Origin of the sequence: Actinocrispum sp. NPDC049592 (assembly GCF_040675465.1) — a bacterium.
In the GTDB taxonomy this organism is placed as follows: Bacteria; Actinomycetota; Actinomycetes; order Mycobacteriales; family Pseudonocardiaceae; genus Kibdelosporangium.
This window is the reverse complement of the sequence record NZ_JBFAPA010000010.1, coordinates 155,254-172,573: the sequence shown is the minus strand read 5'-3', so window position 1 is coordinate 172,573 and position 17,320 is coordinate 155,254. Positions and strand designations below refer to the sequence as shown.

The window sequence follows — 17,320 nt, the reverse complement described above, 5'->3', positions numbered from 1 at the left end:
GCGGCTGCTACTACAGGGGTGAACCGCGGTCCGTTCGTCTTGGCACGGATGTCGCCCGCGCGGTTGTCCGCCGGGCGTTCCCGAGCTCAGCGAGCAGTGATGAGCCGAAGCTCACAACGGTAACGCGACGATGACCGCATAGCCCTGGTCTTGGCTGGGCATTCACTCTGCGTGGTTGTTGTCGCGGCGGAAGTCGCCTGGTGAAGGGGCACGATATGGCGCTCGTTTCGCCGATTCCGGGCGCTTTCGGCCAAGTGAGTACCGGAGTCAGCTTGCTGTTGGGTATTGCGGGAACCACGGTGACTACAATCCGTGATCTACCTGAAGCCGTATTGACGAAATCGGCTGCCGGGCAGTGGGCGGCCGGCTTCGCCAATGGCGTGTTCGGTGAACGCGTTGATGGAAGCGGTGAGCCTCTGCCTGCGGTGATGTCTGTTCGGGTGGGGCAGCGCCGGGTGAAACTGACGCGGGCCTCCGTGGCGGCGGCGTATCCCTCGGCCTCCCGGCGGTTGGTGGTGTTTCTGCATGGCCTCGTTGAGACCGAACGCTCGTGGTTGCGTTCCGGATGGACCGCGGGAACTCGCTCCGGCGGTGATTTCGGCAGTCGTCTGGCCAAAGATCTGGGGTGCAGTCCGGTGTATGTCCGCTACAACTCCGGGCGGCACATCTCCGACAATGGACGTGAACTCATCGACCTGCTCTCCGGCCTCGTTGACGCATGGCCCGTGGCGGTGACTGACATCGTCCTGGTCGGGCACTCGATGGGTGGTCTGGTGGCCCGAAGTGCGTTGCATCAAGCCCATGCTCGGGCGAAGGGGTGGTCGTCGAAGGTGACGCGGTTGGTGTGTCTCGGTACGCCGCACACCGGTGCGCCATTGGAACGTGTGGTCGCGCGGGCGAGCGCGCTGTTGGGCAGGGGACTGCTGGGCGTACCTTTGTCCTGGTTGCTCGCGTTACGCAGCGACGGCATCAAAGACCTGGCGGTGGGTTGTCTGCACGAGAAGCAATGGATGCGGCAATACGCTGATGAAACTCTGGAAACCGTGCTGCCTCCGACAGTGCGGCAGTTGTTCATATCCGCGACGCTGTCCCGGTTGGACGGAAGCATGCTGGGCCGCCTTGTCGGTGATCTGCTGGTCGGGCCGGCCAGCGCGGCAGATGACAGCCAGCGGGCAGACGTGCGGTGGCTGGGTGGCTTGAACCACTTTGATCTTCTGCGTCATGACCGCGTCTACGACGCCATGCTGACCTGGTTGCGCCAGAACGAAAGGGTGGCGGACCCTCGATCATGATCAGCGGAGCACCGCGGATGGTGATGTCTCGCAATCCGCCCTTCGGTCACAACAGTCGATCAGCAACAGAACGTCCCTGGTGCGGTTGTGCACCTACGGTGCGGGCATACCTCTGGGGATGGACGTGACGAAGGGGTGAATCGAGCATGGAGCAGGACCAGTACGCCCGGCGCGACCCGCGGACCCAGTACCAGCGGCCCGGGCACCAGGAGGGCCAGGAGCAAGAACATCCGGGGACCGGCGAGCGGATGGGGCCGCAGCCCGATCACGGCGAGAAGACCTATCGCGGCAGCGATCGGCTGGCCGGTTGCAAGGCGGTGATCACCGGCGGCGACTCCGGTATCGGCCGGGCGGTGGCGCTCGCGTTCGCCCGTGAAGGCGCTGACGTGCTGATCTCCTACCTGGCGGAGGAACAGTCCGACGCCGAGCAGACCGCCGAACTGGTCCTGGACGCTGGGCGTCAGGCGGTGCTGGTACCCGGTGACATCCGCGAGGAGGCGCACTGCCGGCAGATCGTCGACCGGGCGGTCGCCGAGTTCGGCCGGATCGACGTGCTGGTGAACAACGCCGCCTACCAGATGTCGCAGGACGACGGGCTGGTGGGGATCAGCACCGAGCAGTTCGACCGGGTGCTCAAGACGAACCTGTACGCACTGTTCTGGCTGTGCAAGGCGGCCGTGCCGCACATGGCGCCCGGCGCGGCGATCATCAACACGTCTTCGATCCAGGCTTTCCAGCCCTCACCGGAGTTGCTCGACTACGCGGTCACGAAGGCGGGCATCGTCAACTTCACCAAAGGCTTGTCGCAGGACCTGATCAGCCGGGGCATCCGGGTCAACTCGGTGGCACCCGGTCCAGTGTGGACACCACTGATCCCGGCCACGATGCCCACGGACAAAGTCGATTCGTTCGGTGGGCAGACCCCGCTCGGTCGCGCGGCACAGCCGGCTGAGGTCGCCCCGGCGTACGTCTACCTCGCCTCCCAGGAGTCGAGTTACGTGACCGGTGAGGTGCTCGGCGTCACTGGTGGGCAGCTGTTGACCTGAGGGTACGCCTCCAGGCGGGGGGTATCGAAGTCGCTGTTGACGAAGACGGTGCCATAGCGGGATCGTCCATTGTGGTGTTACTTGCCGGTTTCCGTTGGTGGCCAACGGATCTCGTCCACAGGGATCTCGGTGGTGCCGCGGTGGGCGAGCCGCACGAGTTTCTCCAGCACCCACGGCCGTTGCAGGCCAGGACGTTCGTAACCGAACAGCCGGGCCCGCAGCCGCCGCGAGACCAAGACGGCGGTCACGTGCGTGTGCCCGGTGTGGTCCCGGTAAGCGATGAGATCGGTGATGCGTCCCAATGGCCGGCCGTCGTGGTCGTGTGCCGTGCGGCCGAGGATGTCACTGGCCAGCATCGGTCGCTCCAGGAATCCGGGCGATCAGGTGATCGCGAAGCCACTGCTCCAGCGGGGCCTCGGTCAGCACCTCCCTGCGCAGCGACAAGGTGATGTGGCTGCCGACCTCGGCGACGTGCTCGTACGGGATCCGCAGCGGGGTGGGTTGCCTGTCCGGGTGGGCGCGCCGGGCCACGCGGCGCAACGCCGAGCCCAGCCAGCCACCGGCCCGCCGGCCGAGCACATCCATCCCGACCAGCAAGGCGGTCACGCGCAGGCCGTCCTCGGTCTGCTCCAGCTCGACCTCGTCGACCTTGCCCACCGGGACGCCGTTGAGATCGACGATCTGGCGGTCCAGCAGGTGGAAATCGATCCGCAGCGGATCGGGTTGCCCGGTCATGACTGCCCCATCCCAGTGAAGATCATCAGCGGGATCGCGGCGACGGCGGCGAGCAGGATGATGATCAGATAGGTGACGCCGAGGATGTTGGCGAAGCGGCCGTTGACCGCGTCGCCGAGGTATTCCCGATCGTTGGCAACGACCAGGATTGGCAGATAGGTCAACGGAAGCGCGACCGCGCTGAACATCAGCGAGTACTCGGTGAGCTGGATCGGGTCGATCGTCGTCAACAGCAGCGCTGTTCCGATGAGGACGCTGACGAGGACCACGGTGTGGAAGCGGGCGGCGTTGCGTGGCCGGATCCGCTTGCCCCAGGCCCAGCCGAAGTACTGGGCGACGGTGTAGCCGGCGGACAACCCGGTCTCCAGCGCGGCGCCGAAGGTCGCGGCGAAGAACCCGAACACCACCACGACCAGGCCGATCTGGCCAAGCGTCTGCCCGACCGGGATCGCGACCTGGCTCAGATCGTCGACCCGGATCCCGGCGGGCTCGAACACGATCGCGGCGCATCCCATGATCGCCAGCGAGAGCAGGCCGCCGAGCGGGAATCCGACGAAGACGTTGGCGCGTGAGGTGATCAGGTCGCGGCGGGTCCATCCTTCCTCGACGCCGCCGGAGGAGAAGAAGAACACCTCATACGGCGTCAGCGCGGCGGCGAACAACGAGACCGCGAAGAAGGCGTAGGTTCCCCAGTTCTCATCCGGTGGCAATGAGCTGACCTCACCCGCGAGCCCGGACCACGGCGGGTGCAGCGCGAACAGCGCGACCACGAACACCACCAGGGCCAGCCCGGCCAACCCGAACACCCGTTCCATCGTGTCGAACTTGACCCGCCAGATCACCAGCCACATCGCCACCCCGGCGGGGACCACCCACAGCAGGTACGGCAGATCGGTGAGCAGCTCGATGGCCAACGCCACACCGCCGATCTCGGCACTGAGCGTCAGCAACGTGACCAGGTACGACCCGGCGAGGTTGGCCATCGCGACCCGGGGACCGAGCCGTTCCCGGACCAGGTCGAACACCGGGCGGCCGCTGACCGCCGCCACCCGGCCGGACATCTCGGCGTAGACACAGATCCCGATCACACCGACGATCACGACCCAGCCCAGCCGCAGACCGAACCGCGCCCCGGACTCGCCGTTCGCCACCAGGTCGCCGATGTCGACGAACCCGCCGATGGCGGTCAGGATCCCGAGGGTGACCGCGAGCGCCCGCTTCATCGCGTACTTCTGACGAACTCGGCCAGACCGTCACCGGCCGCCCGCAGCTTCGCCCGGGCCGCGCCCAGGTCCGCTGTCCCGCCGGACATCGCGTCACTGGCTTCCGTCACGCCCGCCATGCCGGTCCGCAGCAGCGGAGCCAGCCGCTCATACAAGGCGTTCGCCGCGGGCCCTGGCCGGTCGGCGCCGTCCAGCTGCGCTATCGCGTCGGACAACCCGGTCTCGGCGTCGTCGATCGCCGTGGACCGATAGGTGGACACCAGCCGGTCGTCCTGATCGGCCGTCACGAGAAGGTCCGTGGTGCGCACCGCGGACAGGCCGTCGTGCGCGATGCCGACAACCGTATCCCGGTAGCCACTCTCCGATGAACTCGACGTCACCACCCAGATGACGATCAGCGCCGCCGCTACGGCAACGCAACCGCCAACTATCCATCGCCTGGTCACAGCGCGTGGTTACCCCGCGACCGGCGTTCCTAACTGGACTCGTCGCGCCGTGTGGCTGAACGCGGCAGCAGCCCGAATGCTCTGTGGGTGGGAGTTGTATCAACAGACCGTACAGCGGGCCGTTACGCTGCTGGGTGTGCGACGGTCCGGAGTGGTGCGGCACGCGCGTGGTTTGGGACTTCATGACCACGTGTGCTGGGCGTATGACGACCGCGAGGAGTTCCGCCGCCACGCGAGCGAGTTTGTCCGCGACGGTCTGGCTGAGCGGCAGTTGGTCTGGTACGTCGCCCGCGGCGAGCCCGACATGCTGGCCACGGACCTGCGCGACGTCGCGGGACTCGACGAAGCGTTACGCACTGGCGCGGCACGGCTTGTCTCGCTGGATGCGGCCCATCCGGTGGGTGAGGTGGTCGCCCCGGTAGCGCAGATCGAGGCGTACGCCGCCGCAACGGAGCAGGCGATAGCGGCGGGCTATACCGGGTTACGGGTGGTGGCTGACTGCACGTCGCTGGTACAGACTCCACGGCAGGTCGAGGCCTTCGCGCGGTACGAGTACATGGTGGACAGGCTCATGGCCACCCAGCCCTTCTCGGCCATGTGTGCCTACCAGCACAGCCTCGTGGGTAATGCCGTGCTCACCCAGGTTGCGTGTCTGCATCCGGCCAGCAATGGGCCCACACCGGATTTCCGGTTGTTCGCCTCCGCGCAAGCCGCGGTCATGCTGCACGGCGAGCTGGATTGGTTCAGCGCCGATGCGTTCGCCGAAGCCCTGCGGCAGGCCGACCCCCAGCCTGCCGCTGGACAACTGGTGGTGGATGCGAGCGGGCTGCGGTTCCTGGATCACAACTGTCTGCTGACATTGGCCGAGCACGCCGCCCGGCACAACGCCACCCTGGTGCTGCGCACCGCGTGGCCCGGCGCCGCGCGCATGGTCAGACTCCTGGACCTGCCCCACATTCGGGTGGAAGAGGCCGCCGCATGAGCGCCACCAGCCACACACCGCCATCCACCATAGTGGACCCTTTCGTGCATCCCGCACTCTTCTACGCCACCGACCAGGAGTACCTCGACGCCCTGCTGCCGTTCGTCACCGAGGGCCTGGCCCGCGACCAGCCAGTCGCCGCTGCCGCCCCGCCGGATCGGCTGCGGTTGCTGCGGACCGCGCTGGGCGGGGCCGCCGAGCAGGTGACGCTGATCGACATGACGGTGGCAGGCGGCAACCCGGGACGGATCATCCCCGCGGTGTTGCGCCGGTTCGCCGACGCCCACCCCGGCCGGCACGCGCGGATCATCGGTGAGCCGATCTGGCCGGGCCGTACCGGCACGGAGTACCCGGCGTGTGTCCAGCACGAAGCCTTGATCAACCACGCGTTCACCGGCCGCGACCTGAGCATCGTGTGCCCCTACAACACCGCCGGACTCGACCCGGTCGTCGTCGCGGATGCCCGCGCCACCCACCCGCTGATCTGGGAGACAGACCGCCGCTATCCCAGCGACCACTACGCCCCAGACCAGGTGATCAGCCGCTACAACCAGCCCTTGCCCGACCCCGGGAGCGTCATCGAACTCGAGGTCGCCACCACCGGCCAGCTCCGGCACGCCCGCAGCTGGGCAGCCACCCACGCCAAGCACCTCGGCCTGGGCGTCGAGCGAATCGCCGACATGGAGCTCATCGTCAGCGAACTGGTCACCAACAGCCTCCGGCACACGCCGGGCGGATGCCGGCTGAGGATCTGGCACGACAACGAGCACGTGGTCTGCGAAGTCCGTGACACCGGACAGTTGACCGACCCGCTCGCCGGACGCAGGCCCCGGCCCCTTGACGTCCCCGGCGGCCGAGGGCTGATGCTGGTACACCAGGTCGCCGACCTCGTCCGCACCCACACCACACCGCACGGCACGACCCAATACGCCCTGTTGCGACGCGACGGGGCTCGGCCGGTCAACTAGAGCCCGTGAGGATGGCGTTTCGCCGCGCCGGTCCAGGCAAACCTATCTCAAGCAGGCCTACGAATCGGTGTGCTGGCGGACTTCGATCATCTCTACCGGTACGCGAACCTGTACGAGATGGTCCAGCACCGCAAGGCGGAGAAGATCGTCGACGAGCTGACCGAGGTGATCCCGTTCAGGCCGACGAAGTTTCACCACCGGCATCCGGTGATCCCGTGGCCCCACTCGTTGGCCTGCCCAGGAACTACCGAAGCTCCAGCGCCTCGACGCCCGCGCGCACGCGATGCGGTTCCAGCGCCTGGAGCTGCTGTTCGGCGCGGTCGATCAGGGCGTCGAAGTCGAACTCGGGCAGCGAGGCGCCGAGGCCGGCCAGGTCCCGCAGCGTGGTCCACAGCTGCTTCTTGCCCTGAATGCCCATCACCAGGAACTCCAGCTCCTCGAACCGGCTCAGCGGTGAGTACGACGTCAGCCGCCCGTTCGGCTTCAACCGGCCGATCCGCTCGGCGACCACGGCGAACCCCGTCTTGACCGGATCGGGCCGGATCCCGAGGCGGCGCATGATCTGCTTGAACGTCTCGACGTCCTCGGCGATCCCGGCCGAGACCAGCTCCAGCGCCTCGCCCAGCGCGGACCCCTTGTTGCTGCCCTTCGACCGCCGGGCCAGCTCCCGCCACGCCACTCCGAGGGCGAGCTGGTCCTTCAGGTAGATGCGGAGAAAGTCGTTCATCCGGGTCGGATACCCGTCCCGCCGCCCCCGAACCGGTCGCGCACGCCGCGATCGCCGACGGCACGCTCACATGCGCGCTTGGCGCCTTCGCCGGGACGGTCAGCCTCCATCGGGGCAGATACCCAGTCGACCACGACCTATTCGCCGGTCAGCAGGTGGTGGTCCCGGACTGCGGCCAGCGACAGGGTGCGGTAGCCGTGCTGGTCGAACAACACGGTCAGCCGGTCCTCCTCGACCGACATCACCACGCCGTGGCCCCATCCGGCGTGCCGCACAGAGGTGTGGACGTCGAACTCGGTGTCCGCCGCGGGCCGGTCCTGCGCGAGTCCCGCGTCACAGGTGTCGCAGTTGCCGCAGGGCTCGTCGAGTTGTTCGCCGAAGTAGCCGAGCAGGAACCGGCGGCGGCAGCCGGTGGTGTCGGCGTAGCCGCTCATCATCCGCAGCCGGGACCGGATCATCCGTTGGTGGGCCTCGGCGATCTCCATGGCCTGGTCGACCGCGCCCTCCGCTGACCCGCCAACGCAGGCCACCTCGCCGGCCGCGGACGTGCTGACGGCACCGGTTTGTTCGAGCAGGTTGATGGCCCGGGTGCGGCGGTTCGCGGAGACACCCCCGATGTCCGCCGGGCGGGTGGGTTCGGCGCGGCCGCTGAGCGCTTCGGCGACCTGGTGCAGCGCGTCCTCGGGCGGCTTGTGCGCGGTGAGGAACCGTTGCAGGTTCAGGTCCTGCGGGTGGAAGCACAGGATCACGGACGCGGGCTCGCCGTCCCGCCCGCCCCGGCCGATCTGCTGGTAGTAGGTGTCCAGCGAGTCGGGCGCGGCGGCGTGCAGCACGAACCGGATGTCCGGCTTGTCGATACCCATGCCGAACGCGGAGGTCGCCACCACCACGTCCGTTTCGCCGGACAGGAACATCTCGTGCACGCGGTCCCGGTCGGCCGCCTTCATCCCGGCGTGGTAGCCCTCGACGCGCACACCGACCCTGGCCAGCTCGTCGGCGTAGAAGTCCGTGTCCTTGCGGCTGGCCGTGTACACCAGGCCTCGACGGGTCGCGGGATCCGCTGTCAGGGCGCGCGTGTTGGTCAGCACCGCGCGGCGCCGGTCGTCGTCGGACGGGAACCGCTCGACCGCCAGATGCAGGTTCGGCCGGTCGAAGCTCGCGATCACCTCCCGGTGCTCCCGCAGGTGCAGCCGCGCGGCGATGTCCTCGCGCACGGGTGGCGCGGCCGTCGCGGTCAGCGCGACCACCCTCGGATGCCCCAGCCGGTCGATGACCGGCCCGAGCCGCAGGTAGGCCGGCCGGAAGTCGTGGCCCCACCCCGAAACGCAGTGCGCCTCGTCCACCACGAACAGCGAGACGTCGAAACCCGCCAGCTCGTCGACCACGTCGTCGTTCGCCAGCTGCTCGGGGGACACCACGAGGGTCGGGCCGTCCAGCAGCAGCGCGGGCACCTGGTAGATGGCCGACTTGCCCGCCCCGGTCGGCAGGACCGCCAGCACATCGTGCCCGTCCAGCAGCAGGCGCATGGCCCGCAGTTGTTCGTCGCGCAACCGCGACCAGCCGAACTTGCTCGCCGCGAGCCGCCGCAGCCGCGAATCACGTTCCCGGGAGGACACCACGGCGGCGGATACCACCGGCGGTGACGGCGAAACGGTGGTTGAGGCGCGTATCTGCGGGTAGCCCTCGGCCAACACCCTGGAGGACCCGACATGACCATTACGCACCAAGACGTGCAACGGCTGTTCGACACCCAGCTCGACGAACCGGTCCTGATCCTCACCGAGGGGCGCACGCTGGTGGTGTCCGCGGCGGACGTCGACGACCGGTACCCGGGCGCGCTGACGATCGGCTCCAAGACGGGGCTGGTCGACGAGTTCGGCGCGGACGGACCGTCCGAACGCGAGCGGGGCGAGGTCGCGGCCCGCTGGGACACCGAGGTGAGCCAGCGCGGTGGCTGAGTCCATTGAGGACCGTCTGTTTCACCGGGACAGTGCGAGGTGCTCCCGTCCAATGTGGCTGATGCGCACGCGCGGTGTGTACCGCCGTCGTGTTCGTGGTCGCAAGTGGTCCTTGCGGCATAGCTTGTAAATGTTGCGCCGAGGATGTGGTTTGCCGGTCGCATGTGGACGTGGCGTGGTGGCCAGAGTGGTTCTGCCTGTTGCAGCTCCGCCTTGATTGAGGCCCCCGTACAGCCACGCCGATGCTCAGGCTCCAGCGATAGTTCGCCCCAACGAGGTGACTGGCACGCTGCGGGTGACGTGTACGCACGACGCGGGGCTGCGAAAACGGCTGCCGCAGCTGAAAGAACTCCCGCCGCGCTACGTCGTGTGGGGCGACGGCACCAGCGACGAGATGTGCACGGGCATCATGACGGTCTCCCCCCGCAAGTCCTGACGAAACGGTGAGGCTGCAGGCGGACCCGGCAGCGGAGCGGCGATCACCTGCTCGCATGCTCCATGAAGGTCGAGGTCAACCCGGCACCGCCGATGCCACACCATTCCCGACGTGCCGTCGGTCAACCTCGACGACCAGAAATACAAGTAGTTGGGCACTCCCTTCGTCCTCAAGGCCGGAGACGACGTCCGGGTCACCTGCACCCACGACGCCGGGCTGCGCAAACTCCTGCCGCAGCTGAAGAAACTCCCGCCGCGACACGTCGTGTGGGTGACGGCACCAGCGACGAAATGTGCACCGGGATTCTCATCGCCGCACCTGCCGCATGAAAGGCGACTTCTCTTGTCCCCCAAGCCTTCCTCCGGCGAAACAACGCCACAGGCCGATGCGCCACCACGGACACCGATCTGGGCACTCCTGCCGCTACGCGTCTTCCTCGGTGGCACATTTCTCTACGCAGGCCTCTCCAAAATCCTCGACACCCACTACCTGGACCACACCTCACCCCTCGGCGTCCACGCGCAGATGCTGCACGCCACGACAACCTCCCCGATCGGACCGCTGGTGTCATTCGCGGCCGAACACCCGACCGTCACCGGCCTGGTTCTCGCCCTGTTAAGACGGCGCTCATCCGCGAGGGCCCTGTTCGTCGGCAGCGCCGACGAGCCCGCCGCGTTCCTGGCCGGCGCGGTGCGCGACCTGCCCGCTCCCGCGAAAGCGCCCGTGGACCAGGTCGTCGACGCGGGTACCCAGATCGTGCCCACCTCGCTGGTCATTCGCGAGTCCGCACGCCGGCGAAATCCGATTAGCGATACTAACGAAAAATCACCAACATATTCGCACCCCGTAACAGCGCTGCCACCCCGGCCGAGATATGACCCGCAAGAATAGCGGTTGAAGAGGGGTGGACTGATGGCTGACAGTATGACCGTATTGCGTAACGCCGGCCCGCCCGGCACAAAGCGGAATATCGTTGTCCTCGGTGACGGATTCACCGCCGCCGACCAGCCCGCGTACAACCAGTGGGTCGAGGACAAACTGATCAATGGCGTGTTCGGCCACGATTACTACGCGGAGGACGCGAGCGCCTACAATATCTACCGGATCAACCTGGAATCGGTGGACTCGGGCGTGAGCACTCGCACATATGATCCGCACGGCACGCCTTCGGACGCGTCCGACGACACCGTGGCTTCGGAGACGATCCTCGACACGGCGCTGGGCATGATCTTCAACGGGTCATGGGCGCACTGCTGGCTGGAGTACGGGCCGAACACCGAATCCCGGCTGCAAGCAGCGCTGAACAAGTGGGTGCCGGACGCGAACGAGATCCTCGTCGTGCTGAACAACCCGAACTACGGCGGCTGTGGCGGCGGCGGGCGCGCGCATGTCCCGATGGGCGTGGACTGGACCGTCATCGCGCACGAGTTCGGTCACGGCATCGGCGGGTTCGCCGACGAATACTCCGTCGCCGGAACGTACTCCGGCGGTGAACCTGGCGCGCCGAACCTGACAATCAACACCGACCGTGCGACCACCAAATGGGGCCGTTTCATCGCGCCTTCCACACCGCTGCCCACGGGTGTCGGCAGTGCGGCCAACTACAACCAGGGTGCGCGCCCGGCCGGGTGGAGCGGCAACTTCGACGCCGGTTTGTTCGAAGGCGGCGGAACCAGGAATCTGGGCATCTACCGCCCGGTGGAGAACTGCCGCATGAACAGCAACACACCGGCCTACTGCCCGGCGTGCTACACCTCGATCAAGACGGCCCGCGACCACGAGACCGACCACCATTTCCGGGGCGCCCACGCGGGTGATTTCTTCGGCACCGGGCGGTCGGACCTCCTGCTGCACCACGGCACGTCGATCCAGTTGTTCCGCAATGACGGCAACGGTTTCACGCACTCGTTCAGCGGCGTCGAACGGGTGCCGGGGTCGTGGCAGTTCAAGCCGAACGACCAGATCATCGTCGGCGACTTCAACGGCGACGGCGTCGACGAGATCGCGATCTTCAACGGCGGCGACTGGGTCATGCCCTACCTGGGTCTGCTGGCCTCCGACGGCGCGGGCGGGCTGCGGCTCATCGCCCGCTACGACGGCGACATCCCGGGCTGGGGCGGTTTCGCCGCCCACGACAAGTTCTACAAGGCCGACCTCGACGGCGACGGCAAGGACGATCTTCTCGTCGCCAACGGCGACGACTGGTCGATGACCTACGTCGGGCTGATCCGCGGCACCGGCACCGGGTTCGCGATGACCAACCGCTACGACGGGGACATTCCCGGGTGGGGTGGTCTGGCCCGCCACGACACGTTCTTCGTCGGCGACCTCGACGGGAACGGCAGCGACGACGTCGTGATCTTCAACGGCGACGACTGGTCGATGGCCTACGTCGGGTTGTTCGCGGCCTCGGCGGCCGGTCTCACCATGACCGCCCGCTACGACGGCGACATCCCCGGGTGGGGCGGTCTGGCCAGGCACGACAAGCTGATCCTCGGGGACTTCGACGGGGACGGCTGCTGCGATGTGTTCATCTTCAACGGCGACGACTGGTCCATGCCCTACCTCGGCATGTTCCGGGCACTCGGCGGCGGGCTGGACTACGTGAACCGCTACGACGGCGATGTGCCTGGCTGGGGCGGGATGCGCCGGCACGACCAGTTCTTCGCCGCCGACATCGACGCGGACGGCATCTGCGACCTGTGGGCGTGGAACCACCAGGACTGGTCGGAGGAGTACCTCGGCCGGATGATCTCCTCCGGCAAGGGCCTCTCGGCGAGTTTCATCGGTGACTGGGTCGGCGAGTGGAACCTCGGCCCGTCCGACACGTTCGAGGTGGCCCGGTTCGCCGGGCGCACCGGACGGCCGAACCTCTACGTGCACAACACCGACTGGTTCGGCGTGATCGACGGGCGGACCGGGTACGCCCTCGACAAGATCTATTTCCGCTGGATCCACGACTACCGCTACGGCCGGAACTGGTGAAGGGATCATGGCGATGAAGAAGGACAGGAACGGCAACGGCGGACCGCCACGGATCGCGCAAGGCCGTCCGGCCAAGCCGGCGGAGTCCGAGGCCCGGCCGCCCGCCTACGACGGCCGCGCGAAGACCGACGACATGCCCGCCGCCGAGGGCGGACGGACGAAGGACGCGTTCGCCGCGCCCGACCCGGCTGAGCCGGCCGGCGGCTACGACGACCAGCAGCCCAAGCCTGGTGCCGAACAGCGAGTGGCCGCCCCGGCGGAGCAGTACGTCCGGCTGCGCGTGCGGGTCCGTGACGACCAACTGTCCGTAGTGGACAGTCATCTCGTCGACGGGCCGCTGGGACAGACGAACAGGTTCACCGGAACGCACGCCTATGAAGTCACCGTCGGCGACCGGCTGGTGCATGCGGGCGCGCTGCCCGATCTCGGTGTGCAGCGGTCGTTCGTCAACCCCGGCGGCCCGCCGGAGCAGCAGGCGCACCACCTCGCCGAGCGCAGGACGGTCGAGTTCATGGCGCGGGTGCCGGCCAACGAGGTGACGCCCGAGACGATCGGCGAGATCGCCATCCGGCTGCACCGGATCAAGGACAGCGCCGGTACCGACCGGCTGGGCGCCGCGCCGCTGGGCGCCCAGTTCGAACGAGAGATCCGTCAGGTCGCCGAAGTGGTCGGCCTGCCCGACTCCGTGCTGCCCGACGCCATCGAAGCACGCGGAGCCCACACTCCCAGCGTGTGAGCTACGCACAACGGCCGAACCAGCCTCGCGCTGGTTCGGCCCGCGTAACTTTGCCGACACTGCAGCGCGTCGCGGTGCCCGGCCGCGTCACTGACCCACGCTCACTACCTGTTCGGGCCTGAACGGGATGCAACCCGGGCAGCGCCATGGACATGGGATGACCTCGCCTAGTAGACGGTGGCGGCAAAGAAGTGGCTTGCCCGTCGGCTCATGACTTTGCGTGTCCAACATGGCGACTGAATGAGGGCGAGCTTGCCGGCCCAGCACTCAGGACGCACTGGTCCATGCTCCCCGAGCCATGGGATAAGTCTCAGGAGCACGTATCCGCGCGCCATGTTGGGGTGCGAACTCCGGCACAATCACGTCTCGCCGGAGACCGCCTGTCCTATGTGGATGGTCGCCGCTCGTGGCGCCTGTGTACCAGAAGGGTGGCGCGGACCATCCCGTGATCCGTGTTGGAATCGTATTTGCCTGGCGCGAAAGGCGAGGGGTGGGGCCTATCGGGCGACGCTGCCGTCGTCACTGTCGTATGTAGACAAAGGGTTTTCAGGCCCTGGGTGGCCGAGGTTTCGATTCTGTGCGGGGCTGCGTTGCCGAACTCGTTCGCGTTCGGCGGCCACAACGTGTCGCTGGTGTTCCAGCGGCCCGGTACGCGGCTGACCCGATGATGTCCGGCCAATGCACCGCGTTCAACTGCGAGTTCTGCGAAGTTGCACATAGAACGGGAATCAGCCGGTGTCGATCACCTCGGCGAGCGTGGAGTGCACAGACAGCCCCGTGGTACCGCCATTGTCGTGTGCCGACGTCCTGGCGCCCAGAGGCCGGAGGGCACAGCCGATCGGTCCACCGTGCCCCGGTCCCGGCGGGAGACCGGGGCACGGTACTGATCGGGAAGCGGCGTTGATCAAGAGCTGGCGGCTGTCAGGCCGTGGCGACCGAGAGCAGGGCCTGCTGGGCGTCTTCGCCGACTTCGGACCACGGGATGGTCTCGTGCCGGAACCCGGTGGGACACAGGTAGAACCGGGTTCCGCGCAGCTGCCAGCCGATCGACTCGGCCTGCTCGGCGGTGAGCCGCAGCTTCGGGTCGGCCGCGTCCCGGGCGACGCTGAGCAGTTCCAGCCCGACGAGCAGGTCCCGGATCCGCTCGAAGTCGGCCCCGGTCAGGGTCGGGGTCTCGACCACCTCGAAGTCGCCGTCGTGTGGCTGGGTGACCCAGCCCGGGCGCTGGCGCAGGTACTCGAACGCGGTGCCCGGGATCAGCTGCAGCACCGAGCAGTACAGCGTCGCCTCGGGATACCGGGTCAGCAGCACGTCGACCCCGTGCAGGCAGTCGGCGAGGGTCTGCTCCGGCAGGCCGAAGATGAGGTCGATGTGCAGCTTGCGCTTCTCCGGGAACCGTTCGTAGAGCAGGTCGAGCGCGTCGGTGAGCTTGGTGGTCTTGGGACTGCGCTTGGTCGCCTTAAGCACGTCGGGTGCCAGGGACTGGACGCCGATCGCGGCGAAGTCCAGCGGCAGCGAGGCCACGCCGTCGGCGAGCCGCGGCGTGAGGAACTGGGCGTGCAGCTCGAAGCCGAAGTGCGTGTTGGGCGGCCATTTCCGCAGCCGCTCGATGATGGCCAGGCCGCGGCTCTCGTCCCGGCCGAAGATCGTGTCGGTGAACCAGATCATGTCGTAGGCCTTGGCCGCCAACGCGTCCAGCTCCTCGAAGACACGGTCGAGCGGGAACTGGCGCTCGCTCATGCCGTCCTGCCAGGCGCAGAACGAACACCGGTAGATGCAGCCCCGGGTGGTCGCATAGGACGGCATCCGGGTGCTCGGCGGGTCCTTGAGATGACCGGTGAGCAGCGGTGAGGGCAGCTGGTCGAGCGGCAGCGGTGTGGAGATCCTCTCGCTGCGCTCGATCGCGCCGCCGGTCACCCGGCCGGTGCCGGGCGGCAGGTCCAGCACGCCGCCGTCCTTCTGGATCCTCTCGATGATCTCGCACATGGTCTGCTCGCCCTCGCCGAAGACGAGGATGGTCCCGTCCGGCAGCGCGGTCAGGTCGTTCTCGAAGACCGTGCGGGTCTCCGGTCCGCCGACCACGAGCGTGGTGCCCGGCATGCGCTGGGAGACCGAGCGGGCGACGTGCTGCATGAAGCCGTGGTTCCAGGTGTACCAGGACAGGCCGACGACGTGCGGGGTGTCGCGCATGATCTCGGCGATGGGCAGGGCCGGGTCGAGCCGCCGGAACCGCAGGTCGTCGATGTCGTAGATGAGCTGGTCGACCGCGACGGTGGTGCCGAACCGCTCGGACAGGATCGCGTCGAGCGAGCCGAGGGCCAAGCTGAACCGCTCCGGGTTGAACGCGACCAGTTTGATCCGAAGTGGACCGGGGCCGGCACCGGTGGTCTCGGCGGCCGGGCCGGCGGTCAGCACCGAACCCGGCGCGGGACCGGACGCCTCGTAGAACGATGGTGTGATCGGTCGGTTGCCGCTCAAGGGAATGCCGCCTCCTGACAGGTCCGTCGTCACGCTTCGGAAATGAGCAGCTGGGCCCACTTCGCGGTTTCCTCGGGGCTGCGCGGCACGTCCATCAGGCCGCACATCTCCCACCAGGCGCCGATGTAGCGGGCCTTCTGGGTGATCGGCACGCCGGTGAAGCGGTGCGCGAGTTTCTTGCCCACCCGGGTGAACCGGTCGCAGGCGTCCTCGAGCACGTCGCCGCTCAGGCCCGCGGACGGGGCCTGGTGGTCGCTCTGGAAGAACACGAAGTGCTCCTCGAGTGTGGCCGTGTAGAACTCGGCCTCGACGTCGGGGCCGGCGCAGACGAACTGGAACAGCGCGCCGGATCCGGCGACCTCGATGGGGATGTCGTTGCGGGTGAACACATCCCGGGCGTGCTCGACGAACCTTCCGCCGTTCTCGGCGATCCCGCGCTGGATGTCACCGGTTCCCATCAGCCGCAACGTCTCCTCGGCCGCCGCGAGCACGGACGGTTCGAAGAACGAGGTGAACGTCATCTCCGCCAGCGGGGCGAGCAGGTCCGGGTCGCCGCCGACCGCGCACACCGGGTAGCCGTTGGCGAGTCCTTTTGAGACGGTCCAGACATCAGGGCGCAGCACGTCATCGTCGACGAACAGGCCCGGCCGGTGGCGCAGGCCGGACTTCACCTCGTCGAGGATGACCTTCACGCCGGACGGCGCGGTGGCCTCGCGCAGCCGCCGGAACCAGTCCTGGCCGAAGTAGATCGGCTCCACCGACACGACGACCGCGGCGACCGAGTCGCCGTGCTCGGCCAGTAACCGTCGCAGCATGGGCAGGTCGTAGTAGAAGTCGATGATGCCGCCGGAGTTCGGCGTGAAGATCTCGTCCGCCGGGTCCCACATGGTGTCGAAGCCGTGATATCCCGAACTGAGCACAATGGACTTCCCGGTCGCCTTGCGCACCGCCGAGACGGCCGCCCGCACCCCGGCCGTGCCGGACCGGAACAACCCCATCACCTGCCCGCCGCACAGGCCCTGGATCCGGTCGAGCACCGAGTCGATGCTCGGGTTCCAGCCGGTGGTGGTGCCGTACTCCCCGCGGGCGGCACGGCCGACGGCTTCGGCGACGGACGGATGCCCGTGGCCGAGCAGAACGGAACCGCGGGCGTTGTCGAAATCAATCCAGTCGTCACCGGCCTCGTCGAACACGCGGGCGCCGTCGCCGCGGACCAGGCGCAGCGGTGTGCCGTCCGTTGTGCTCGGATGGATCGGGTGCTGTGCCAGCAAGGGCTGTGCCATGGCTCTCCATTCCCCACAGTAACGC

General features: G+C 67.8%; 17 protein-coding genes. 9 read left to right on the top strand and 8 right to left on the bottom strand.

The annotated features are described in order from the left end of the window. The first annotated feature begins 215 nt into the window (after window positions 1-215). Both AB0J95_RS25555 and AB0J95_RS25550 read left to right on the top strand, forming a co-directional pair. Entirely contained in the window at window positions 216-1,292 is a 1,077-nt protein-coding gene (locus AB0J95_RS25555) for an alpha/beta hydrolase (protein WP_364762569.1), read from the top strand. A 248-nt stretch (window positions 1,293-1,540) separates the two neighbouring features. After that, entirely contained in the window at window positions 1,541-2,338 is a 798-nt protein-coding gene (locus AB0J95_RS25550; RefSeq protein WP_364762868.1) for an SDR family oxidoreductase, read from the top strand. Window positions 2,339-2,415: 77 nt separating this feature from the next. Here AB0J95_RS25550 and AB0J95_RS25545 read toward each other — a convergent pair whose 3' ends face one another. From AB0J95_RS25545 to AB0J95_RS25530, 4 genes are read right to left on the bottom strand one after another with little or no spacing between them, the layout of a single operon-like run. Next, on the bottom strand, window positions 2,416-2,694 hold the full coding sequence (locus AB0J95_RS25545; RefSeq protein ID WP_364762566.1) for a PRC-barrel domain containing protein: 279 nt from the start codon (window positions 2,692-2,694) through the stop codon (window positions 2,416-2,418). Next, window positions 2,681-3,073 (bottom strand): hypothetical protein, encoded by a 393-nt coding sequence (locus AB0J95_RS25540; protein WP_364762563.1) that lies wholly within the window; start codon window positions 3,071-3,073, stop codon window positions 2,681-2,683. The genes AB0J95_RS25545 and AB0J95_RS25540 overlap by 14 nt, the downstream gene beginning before the upstream one ends. Beyond that, window positions 3,070-4,296 (bottom strand): divalent metal cation transporter, encoded by a 1,227-nt coding sequence (locus AB0J95_RS25535; protein WP_364762560.1) that lies wholly within the window; start codon window positions 4,294-4,296, stop codon window positions 3,070-3,072. The genes AB0J95_RS25540 and AB0J95_RS25535 overlap by 4 nt, the downstream gene beginning before the upstream one ends. After that, window positions 4,293-4,742, bottom strand: a complete 450-nt coding sequence (locus AB0J95_RS25530; protein ID WP_364762557.1) for a hypothetical protein — start codon at window positions 4,740-4,742, stop codon at window positions 4,293-4,295. Before AB0J95_RS25530 ends, AB0J95_RS25535 begins: the two co-directional genes overlap by 4 nt. Before the next feature lie 136 nt (window positions 4,743-4,878). Here AB0J95_RS25530 and AB0J95_RS25525 point away from each other — a divergent pair, with 136 nt between their 5' ends. Together AB0J95_RS25525 and AB0J95_RS25520 are read left to right on the top strand one after the other, a co-directional pair. Beyond that, window positions 4,879-5,724 (top strand): MEDS domain-containing protein, encoded by an 846-nt coding sequence (locus tag AB0J95_RS25525; RefSeq protein ID WP_364762554.1) that lies wholly within the window; start codon window positions 4,879-4,881, stop codon window positions 5,722-5,724. A gap of 44 nt (window positions 5,725-5,768) precedes the next feature. Next, window positions 5,769-6,692 carry an anti-sigma factor RsbA family regulatory protein gene (locus tag AB0J95_RS25520; RefSeq protein WP_364762551.1) on the top strand — a complete coding sequence of 308 codons (924 nt, stop codon included), beginning with the start codon at window positions 5,769-5,771 and terminating at the stop codon, window positions 6,690-6,692. 244 nt (window positions 6,693-6,936) lie between these two features. Here the strand turns inward: AB0J95_RS25520 and AB0J95_RS25515 are convergent, their stop codons facing one another. Both AB0J95_RS25515 and AB0J95_RS25510 read right to left on the bottom strand, forming a co-directional pair. Then, complete coding sequence (locus AB0J95_RS25515) at window positions 6,937-7,419, bottom strand: hypothetical protein (RefSeq protein ID WP_364762548.1); 483 nt, start codon at window positions 7,417-7,419, stop codon at window positions 6,937-6,939. A gap of 137 nt (window positions 7,420-7,556) precedes the next feature. Further along, complete coding sequence (locus AB0J95_RS25510; RefSeq protein WP_364762545.1) at window positions 7,557-9,035, bottom strand: RecQ family ATP-dependent DNA helicase; 1,479 nt, start codon at window positions 9,033-9,035, stop codon at window positions 7,557-7,559. Window positions 9,036-9,128: 93 nt separating this feature from the next. Here AB0J95_RS25510 and AB0J95_RS25505 point away from each other — a divergent pair, with 93 nt between their 5' ends. The 5 genes from AB0J95_RS25505 (at window position 9,129) to AB0J95_RS25485 (ending at window position 13,534) form a co-directional block, all read left to right on the top strand. Continuing rightward, the gene (locus AB0J95_RS25505; RefSeq protein WP_364762542.1) at window positions 9,129-9,377 is read left to right on the top strand and encodes a hypothetical protein; all 249 of its coding nucleotides are present in this window, start codon (window positions 9,129-9,131) and stop codon (window positions 9,375-9,377) included. Between the two features lie 277 nt (window positions 9,378-9,654). Continuing rightward, window positions 9,655-9,813 (top strand): hypothetical protein, encoded by a 159-nt coding sequence (locus tag AB0J95_RS25500; RefSeq protein WP_364762539.1) that lies wholly within the window; start codon window positions 9,655-9,657, stop codon window positions 9,811-9,813. Between the two features lie 150 nt (window positions 9,814-9,963). Further along, entirely contained in the window at window positions 9,964-10,704 is a 741-nt protein-coding gene (locus AB0J95_RS25495; protein ID WP_364762536.1) for a hypothetical protein, read from the top strand. A gap of 21 nt (window positions 10,705-10,725) precedes the next feature. Next, the gene (locus AB0J95_RS25490; protein WP_364762533.1) at window positions 10,726-12,798 is read left to right on the top strand and encodes a M64 family metallopeptidase; all 2,073 of its coding nucleotides are present in this window, start codon (window positions 10,726-10,728) and stop codon (window positions 12,796-12,798) included. 13 nt (window positions 12,799-12,811) lie between these two features. Further along, on the top strand, window positions 12,812-13,534 hold the full coding sequence (locus AB0J95_RS25485) for a hypothetical protein (protein ID WP_364762530.1): 723 nt from the start codon (window positions 12,812-12,814) through the stop codon (window positions 13,532-13,534). A gap of 921 nt (window positions 13,535-14,455) precedes the next feature. On the opposite strand, the gene AB0J95_RS25480 is transcribed toward AB0J95_RS25485, so the two are convergent. Continuing rightward, window positions 14,456-16,012, bottom strand: a complete 1,557-nt coding sequence (locus tag AB0J95_RS25480) for a B12-binding domain-containing radical SAM protein (RefSeq protein ID WP_364762528.1) — start codon at window positions 16,010-16,012, stop codon at window positions 14,456-14,458. Between the two features lie 29 nt (window positions 16,013-16,041). Then, window positions 16,042-17,295 (bottom strand): aminotransferase class III-fold pyridoxal phosphate-dependent enzyme, encoded by a 1,254-nt coding sequence (locus tag AB0J95_RS25475; protein WP_364762525.1) that lies wholly within the window; start codon window positions 17,293-17,295, stop codon window positions 16,042-16,044. Window positions 17,296-17,320 lie beyond the last annotated feature (25 nt).

Excerpts from the sequence above, each read along its gene's own strand:
- AB0J95_RS25540 (WP_364762563.1), bottom strand. The coding sequence starts at position 3,073 with ATGACCGGGCAACCCGATCCGCTGCGGATCGATTTCCACCTGCTGGAC.
- AB0J95_RS25490 (WP_364762533.1), top strand. The coding sequence starts at position 10,726 with ATGGCTGACAGTATGACCGTATTGCGTAACGCCGGCCCGCCCGGCACA.
- AB0J95_RS25485 (WP_364762530.1), top strand. The coding sequence starts at position 12,812 with ATGAAGAAGGACAGGAACGGCAACGGCGGACCGCCACGGATCGCGCAA.
- AB0J95_RS25475 (WP_364762525.1), bottom strand. The coding sequence starts at position 17,295 with ATGGCACAGCCCTTGCTGGCACAGCACCCGATCCATCCGAGCACAACG.
- AB0J95_RS25535 (WP_364762560.1), bottom strand. The coding sequence starts at position 4,296 with ATGAAGCGGGCGCTCGCGGTCACCCTCGGGATCCTGACCGCCATCGGC.
- AB0J95_RS25545 (WP_364762566.1), bottom strand. The coding sequence starts at position 2,694 with ATGCTGGCCAGTGACATCCTCGGCCGCACGGCACACGACCACGACGGC.
- AB0J95_RS25505 (WP_364762542.1), top strand. The coding sequence starts at position 9,129 with ATGACCATTACGCACCAAGACGTGCAACGGCTGTTCGACACCCAGCTC.
- AB0J95_RS25515 (WP_364762548.1), bottom strand. The coding sequence starts at position 7,419 with ATGAACGACTTTCTCCGCATCTACCTGAAGGACCAGCTCGCCCTCGGA.
- AB0J95_RS25555 (WP_364762569.1), top strand. The coding sequence starts at position 216 with ATGGCGCTCGTTTCGCCGATTCCGGGCGCTTTCGGCCAAGTGAGTACC.
- AB0J95_RS25550 (WP_364762868.1), top strand. The coding sequence starts at position 1,541 with ATGGGGCCGCAGCCCGATCACGGCGAGAAGACCTATCGCGGCAGCGAT.